The organism is Pseudomonas fluorescens (assembly GCF_000802965.1).
GTDB classification, from domain to species: domain Bacteria; phylum Pseudomonadota; class Gammaproteobacteria; order Pseudomonadales; family Pseudomonadaceae; genus Aquipseudomonas; species Aquipseudomonas fluorescens_A.
Genome location: NZ_JSAK01000013.1, coordinates 218,095 through 225,827, shown reverse-complemented (window position 1 = coordinate 225,827; position 7,733 = coordinate 218,095). Strand labels below are relative to the sequence as shown.

At 60.3% G+C, this 7,733-nt stretch carries 5 protein-coding genes; all 5 read left to right on the top strand.

Features of this window, described 5'->3' with window-relative positions:
- Window positions 1–51 precede the first annotated feature (51 nt).
- The 5 genes from gluQRS to NL64_RS11870 all read left to right on the top strand — a co-directional run bounded on the left by gluQRS (window position 52) and on the right by NL64_RS11870 (window position 7,733).
- A complete protein-coding gene (gene gluQRS, locus NL64_RS11890; protein ID WP_034148270.1) occupies window positions 52–948 on the top strand; it encodes a tRNA glutamyl-Q(34) synthetase GluQRS in 897 nt (298 codons plus the stop codon).
- A 77-nt stretch (window positions 949–1,025) separates the two neighbouring features.
- Entirely contained in the window at window positions 1,026–1,202 is a 177-nt protein-coding gene (locus NL64_RS30115; RefSeq protein WP_003176118.1) for a hypothetical protein, read from the top strand.
- Window positions 1,186–4,140 (top strand): sensor histidine kinase, encoded by a 2,955-nt coding sequence (locus NL64_RS11880; RefSeq protein ID WP_172668664.1) that lies wholly within the window; start codon window positions 1,186–1,188, stop codon window positions 4,138–4,140. Before NL64_RS30115 ends, NL64_RS11880 begins: the two co-directional genes overlap by 17 nt.
- 22 nt (window positions 4,141–4,162) lie before the next feature.
- Complete coding sequence (locus tag NL64_RS11875; RefSeq protein ID WP_034148268.1) at window positions 4,163–5,596, top strand: sigma-54-dependent transcriptional regulator; 1,434 nt, start codon at window positions 4,163–4,165, stop codon at window positions 5,594–5,596.
- 736 nt (window positions 5,597–6,332) lie between these two features.
- Window positions 6,333–7,733 (top strand): polynucleotide adenylyltransferase PcnB, encoded by a 1,401-nt coding sequence (locus NL64_RS11870; RefSeq protein ID WP_034148267.1) that lies wholly within the window; start codon window positions 6,333–6,335, stop codon window positions 7,731–7,733.

Here is a 7,733-nt window from a genome sequence, read left to right as displayed (position 1 = left end):
ATCGCCAGCAAGCCGGCTCCCACGAAATGCTGATCGCGTAATATCTGGCCCATGACCTCCACCACTTCCCCCACCTACATCGGGCGCTTCGCCCCCACGCCGAGCGGCCATCTGCATTTCGGTTCGCTGGTTGCTGCGCTGGCCTCGTATCTCGACGCGCGCTCGGTGGGGGGCCGCTGGTTAGTGCGCATGGAAGACCTTGACCCGCCGCGAGAAGAACCCGGCGCTCAGGCGGCGATTCTCAAGGCTCTGGAAGGCTACGGCTTTGAGTGGGATGGCGAAATGGTCCGCCAAAGCGATCGCCACGATGCCTATGCCGAAGTGCTCAATCGCCTGTTCAATCACGGCCTGGCCTACGCCTGCACCTGCTCGCGCAAACAGCTGGAGCCGTATCACGGCATTTATCCGGGACTGTGCCGCAATGCCGGGCATGGCACCGAAGACGCCGCCATTCGCATACGCGTCCCCGAACTGGACTACCACTTCATAGATCGGGTGCAAGGCGAGTTCCATCAGCACTTGGGCCGGGATGTCGGTGACTTCGTGATTCGCCGCCGTGACGGGCTCTACGCCTATCAACTGGCGGTGGTGCTGGACGATGCCTGGCAAGGCGTCACCGACATCGTCCGTGGTGCCGACCTACTGGACTCCACGCCGCGCCAGCTCTACTTGCAGGAACTGCTCGGCCTGCGCCAGCCGCGTTACCTGCACATCCCGCTGATCACTCAGCCCGATGGCAACAAACTCGGCAAGTCCTACCGCTCACCGCCGTTGACCGAAGATCAAGCCACGCCGTTGCTGCTGCGGGCACTGCGCGCATTAGGGCAGAAGCCTGGCGTCGAACTGGCTTACGCCGCGCCGCGCGAGGTGTTGAACTGGGGCATCGCTCACTGGGACGCCTTGCTGATCCCGCGCACACTGACCCTGCCCGAGGCCCAGCTACAGTGATCGTACTTGCAGTGACGCGCCCATCCGTTACCATCGCCGCACGTTTTCGGGCACGCGCATAAAAAAGAGAGGCCGGGATGTACATCTATCGCTTGGTCCTGCTTTTGGTAGTGGGGATTTATCTGTTTTCCCCAGCCATCATGGATTGGTGGATCGACGCCACTGGCGCCTGGTATCGCCCTTATCTGCTCTGGCTGATTCTGATCGTCGTGACCTTCATCCTGCAGAGCCAAAAAGATGCCGATGAGCTTTAGCCTGACCCAGATGATCCTGATCAGCGCCGCGTACCTGGCGGTGCTGTTCGGCGTGGCCTGGATCAGTGAAAGGGGCATGATCCCCCGGGCGATCATTCGCCACCCGCTCACCTACACCCTGTCGCTGGGGGTCTATGCCAGTGCGTGGGCGTTTTATGGCACGGTCGGCCTGGCGTATCAGTACGGCTACGGCTTTCTGTCCAGCTATCTGGGCGTTTCCGGGGCGTTTCTGCTAGCGCCGGTTCTGCTCTACCCGATCCTGAAGATAACTCGCACCTATCAGCTGTCGTCCCTGGCCGATTTATTCGCCTTCCGCTTCCGCAGCACCTGGGCCGGTGCACTGACGACAATTTTCATGCTGGTCGGCGTGCTGCCGTTGCTGGCGTTGCAGATTCAAGCGGTGGCCGACTCCATCGGTATTTTGACCCGCGAGCCGGTGCAACATCGCGTCGCCCTGAGCTTCTGCGCGCTGATTACGCTGTTCACGATTTTCTTCGGTTCCCGCCACATCGCCACCCGCGAGAAACACGAAGGCTTGGTATTCGCGATTGCCTTCGAGTCGGTGATCAAGCTGATCGCCCTCGGCGGTGTCGGCCTGTATGCGTTGTACGGCGTGTTCGACGGCCCGCAACAGCTGGAGTTGTGGCTGCTGCAAAACCAGACCGCCCTCGCCGCGTTGCATACGCCATTGCAGGAAGGCCCGTGGCGCACGCTGCTGCTGGTGTTCTTCGCCTCGGCGATCGTGATGCCGCACATGTACCACATGACCTTCACCGAAAACCTGAATCCACGCTCGCTGGTCAGCGCCAGCTGGGGTTTGCCGCTATTCCTGCTGTTGATGAGCCTGGCGGTGCCGCTGATTCTCTGGGCCGGCCTGAAACTCGGCGCCACCACCAACCCGGAATACTTCACGCTGGGCATCGGCATCGCCGCCAACAGCAAGGCCTTGGCATTGCTGGCGTACGTCGGCGGGCTGTCGGCTGCCAGTGGCCTGATAATTGTTACCACCCTGGCACTGTCGGGGATGGCGCTTAGCCATCTGGTGTTACCGCTGTACCAGCCTCCCGCCGAAGGCAACATCTACCGCTGGCTGAAGTGGACGCGCCGAGCGCTGATCGTTGCGATCATCATGGCCGGCTACGGCTTCTACCTGCTGTTGGGGGCCGAGCAAGACCTGGCCAACCTCGGCATCGTCGCCTTCGTTGCCACCTTGCAGTTCTTGCCCGGCGTGCTGTCGGTGCTGTACTGGCCGACCGCCAACCGTCGCGGCTTCATCGCCGGGTTGCTGGCGGGGATTCTGGTGTGGCTGGTGACCATGCTCCTGCCGCTGGTCGGCAATCTGCAAGGCTTCTACATTCCACTGCTGAACATGATCTACGTGCTCGACGACACCAGTTGGCACATGGCAGCGATCGCTTCGCTGGCCGCCAACGTGCTGATGTTCACCCTGATCTCGCTGTTCACCAACGCCAGCACCGAGGAAGCCAGCGCCGCCGAAGCCTGCGCTGTGGACAACGTGCGTCGCCCGCAGCGCCGCGAATTGCACGCCGCCTCGCCCCAGGAATTTGCCACGCAACTGGCCAAACCGTTGGGCGCCAAGGCTGCGCAAAAGGAAGTCGAGCAGGCGCTGCGCGACCTCTACCTGCCGTTCGACGAACGCCGACCTTATGCCTTGCGTCGCTTGCGTGACCGGATCGAAGCCAACCTTTCCGGCCTGATGGGCCCGAGTGTGGCTCAGGACATGGTCGAGACGTTCCTGCCTTATAAGGCGGGCGGCGAAAACTATGTCACCGAGGACATCCACTTCATTGAAAGTCGCCTCGAGGATTACCACTCGCGCCTGACCGGCCTGGCCGCCGAACTCGATGCCCTGCGCCGCTATCACCGCCAGACCCTGCAAGAATTGCCGATGGGCGTCTGTTCGCTGGCCAAGGACCAGGAAATCCTCATGTGGAACAAAGCCATGGAGGAACTCACCGGCATCGCCGCGCAGCGCGTGGTCGGTTCGCGCCTGAGTACCATTGCCAACCCGTGGAAGGAGTTGTTACAAGGCTTTATCAACGTCCCGGACGAACACTTGCACAAACAGCACCTGGCCCTCGACGGGCAGACCCGCTGGCTGAACCTGCACAAAGCAGCGATCGATGAACCGCTCGCGCCGGGCAACAGCGGCCTGGTGCTGCTGGTGGAAGACCTGACCGAAACCCAGATGCTCGAAGACAAATTGGTGCACTCCGAACGTTTGGCCAGCATCGGCCGACTGGCGGCCGGCGTGGCCCATGAAATCGGCAACCCGATCACCGGCATCGCCTGCCTGGCGCAGAATCTGCGCGAAGAGCGTGAAGAGGACGGCGAACTTAAAGAAATCAGCGGGCAGATCCTTGAGCAGACCAAACGCGTGTCGCGCATCGTTCAGTCGCTCATGAGCTTCGCCCATGCCGGCAGCCACCAGCACAGCGACGAGCCCGTTTGTCTGGCCGAAGTCGCCCAGGATGCCATCGGCCTGCTGGCCCTGAACCGACGCAATTTCGAAGTGCAGTTCTACAACCTGTGCGACCCCGATCACTGGGTCGAAGGCGATCCGCAGCGGCTCGCCCAGGTGTTGATCAACCTGCTCTCAAACGCCCGTGACGCCTCGCCTCCCGGCAGCGCGGTGCGGGTCAAGAGCGAAGCCGGCGAGCACACGGTCGATCTGATCGTGGAGGACGAAGGCAGCGGTATTCCGAAGAACATCATGGACCGATTGTTCGAACCCTTCTTCACCACCAAGGATCCTGGCGAAGGCACCGGTCTGGGCCTTGCACTGGTCTATTCCATCGTTGAAGAGCATTATGGACAAATCACCATCGACAGCCCGGCTGATGTTCAGAGCCAACGCGGCACCCGTATCCGGGTGACATTGCCGCGTCATGTCGAAGCGACGTCCGCTGTGAACTGAGACCGTCGAGAGTATCGAATCAATGCCGCACATTTTGATCGTCGAAGACGAAACCATTATCCGCTCCGCCTTGCGCCGCCTGCTGGAACGTAACCAGTATCAGGTCAGCGAAGCCGGTTCAGTGCAGGAAGCACAAGAACGCTTCACCATTCCCACGTTCGACCTGATCGTCAGCGACCTGCGCTTGCCTGGCGCGCCTGGCACCGAGTTGATCAAACTCGGCCAGGGCACTCCTGTGCTGATCATGACCAGCTACGCCAGCCTGCGCTCAGCCGTCGACTCGATGAAAATGGGCGCGGTCGATTACATCGCCAAGCCTTTCGATCACGACGAAATGCTCCAGGCTGTCGCGCGAATCCTGCGTGATCGGCAAACCGTGCAAGCCAGTGAACCGGTTGCCGGCAAAGTCGCCAATGGCGCGGCAAAACCGGGTGTCGACAACAGCAACGGCGAGATCGGCATCATCGGCTCATGCCCACCCATGCAGGATCTGTACAGCAAGATTCGCAAAGTGGCACCGACTGACTCCAACGTTTTGATTCAGGGTGAGTCCGGCACCGGTAAAGAGCTGGTAGCGCGTGCGCTGCACAACCTCTCAAAACGCGCCAAGGCACCGATGATTTCGGTGAACTGCGCGGCCATTCCGGAAAGCCTGATCGAGTCCGAACTGTTCGGCCACGAAAAGGGCGCGTTTACTGGCGCCAGCGCCGGGCGTGCCGGTTTGGTGGAAGCGGCGGACGGTGGCACCCTGTTCCTCGACGAAATCGGTGAACTGCCACTGGAAGCCCAGGCTCGCCTGCTGCGCGTATTGCAGGAAGGTGAAATTCGTCGCGTGGGCTCGGTCCAGTCGCAGAAAGTCGATGTGCGCCTGATCGCCGCGACGCACCGTGACCTCAAGAGCCTGGCGAAGATCGGCCAATTCCGTGAAGACTTGTATTACCGCCTCCACGTAATCGCCCTGAAACTCCCTGCCCTGCGTGAGCGTGGTGCGGACGTCAACGAAATCGCCAATGCGTTCCTGGCGCGACAGAGCGCGCGGATCAACCGCACCGACCTGAAGTTCGCCCCGGACGCCGAGCAAGCGATTCGTCATTACTCGTGGCCGGGTAACGTTCGTGAGCTGGAAAACGCCGTCGAGCGCGCCGTGATTCTGTGCGAGAGCCCGGAGATTTCCGCCGAGCTGCTGGGTATCGACATCGAACTGAGCGACCTGGAAGACGACGAGTTCATCGGCCTGGCGCCGCAACAGGGCAACAATGCTGCCAACAGCAGCCATGAACCGACCGAAGACCTGTCGCTGGAAGACTATTTCCAACATTTCGTGCTCGAACACCAGGACCACATGACCGAAACCGAGCTGGCGCGCAAACTCGGGGTCAGCCGTAAATGCCTGTGGGAACGCCGTCAGCGCCTGGGCATTCCACGACGCAAGACCGGGGTGGCCAGCGAGAGCTGAACCACGCCTGTCTGATGTGGGGGTAACACGTGAGTTTGTGAAAAAACTGTTACCTCAGCTTTTTCACGTAACAGAAGCCGGGGCTTACGGTAACGAAGCCCCGGCTTTTTTTGGCCTGCGAAAACCCCATCGGCATGCCTAACCCCTTGTTTTACTGGGGTTCGCAAAAGTTGGCACGCACCCTGCTATATGTTTGGTACAAGAACAATAACAAGCAATGCACAAGACAATAAAAATAAGACGAATCGACTCACGCACAATAAAAACAAGACGGCGAGAGGCGCAGCTAACTGATTCTTTTGGAGAGGCGTTGTATTTGGGGCTTGCCCCACGACCAGGCTGAGAACAACAAAAAACTGTCACTCAGACAGAGCCTGTACTGGTTGGATCGAAAGATCACTGCAATTCAGCGACCAAAGCAATCCGTTTGCTCTTGGCTCCCGATTGGGAGGGTCATGAAGGAAGCTTCATGGCGAGGGCACTTAACAAAAACAAAAAGCCCGAAACCAATAACAAAAATAGAGCATGCAACTACTTCTTGGGGAGCTTCGGCTCCCCTTGTAGTTTCCGCGATTTGGAAATCCCCGCGAATCAGCCCGTTTCTGCCTTGAAGCATGCGGCTTACAGCTCATATCTGCTGCGTCCTACACCATCCCCCGACTAAATGCTAGAATCCCCGCCCATCATGCGGTCATTCTTCGTTTTTGGCCGAACATTCCTTCAAACAGTGCATCCCATGCTGAAGAAGTTGTTCCAGTCATTCCGCACTCCCGTGCGTCGTACGCAACACATCCGCAGCACGCCTGAAGTGCTTAATAGCGGCCAACATTCGCTGCAAAAGGCGCAATTCAGCCGTTACGCGGTGAACATCGTCGAACGCCTGCAGGGCGCCGGTTACCAGGCCTATCTGGTCGGCGGTTGCGTGCGCGACATGCTGCTCGGCATCACGCCGAAAGATTTCGACGTCGCCACCAGTGCCACGCCTGAACAGGTACGGGCCGAATTCCGCAACGCGCGGATCATCGGTCGCCGGTTCAAACTGGTGCACATCCACTTCGGCCGCGAAATCATCGAAGTCGCGACCTTCCGCGCCAACCACCCGCAAAACGAAGAAGAGGAAGACAGCAACCAGTCTTCTCGCAACGAGAGCGGGCGCATCCTGCGCGATAACGTCTACGGCACCCTGGAAGAAGACGCGCAGCGCCGCGATTTCACCATCAACGCCCTGTATTACGATCCGGTCAGCGAGCGCATCCTCGATTACGCCAACGGCGTACACGACATCCGCAATCATCTGATCCGTCTGATCGGCGATCCAAAGCAGCGCTACCAGGAAGACCCGGTACGGATGCTGCGCGCCGTGCGTTTCGCCGCCAAGCTGAATTTCGGCATCGAAAAACACAGCGCTGCGCCAATCCGCGACCTGGCACCAATGCTGCGCGAGATTCCGTCGGCCCGCCTGTTCGAAGAAGTACTCAAGCTGTTCCTCTCCGGCCATGCCGCGGACACCTTCGAGATGCTGGTCGACCTGCAGTTGTTCGACCCACTGTTCCCGGCCAGTGCCGAGGCGCTGGAATACAACCCGACTTACACCCACACCCTGATCAGCGAAGCACTGATCAACACCGACCTGCGCATCAAGCAGAACAAGCCGGTGACCCCGGCGTTCCTGTTTGCGGCCCTGCTCTGGCCAGCCCTGCCCGCCCGCGTCCTGCGCCTGCAAGAACGCGGCATGCCGCCGATTCCGGCAATGCAGGAAGCAGCGCACGAGTTGATTGCCGAGCAATGCCAGCGCATCGCGATCCCGAAACGCTTCACCATGCCGATCCGCGAGATCTGGGACATGCAGGAACGCCTGCCCCGCCGCAGCGGCAAACGCGCCGATCTGCTGCTGGACAATCCACGCTTCCGCGCCGGTTACGACTTCCTTCTGCTGCGCGAAAGCGCCGGCGAGCAGACCGATGGCCTGGGCGAATGGTGGACGGATTATCAGGACGCCAACGAAAGCGAGCGTCGCGACATGATCCGCGACCTCAGCGGCAAGGACGAAGGCACCGGCGCACCGCGCAAACGTCGCCGTAGCAGCGGTTCCAAGCGCAAACGCGTTGCCGGCGCGCCGAGCGCTTCGGGCGAGTAG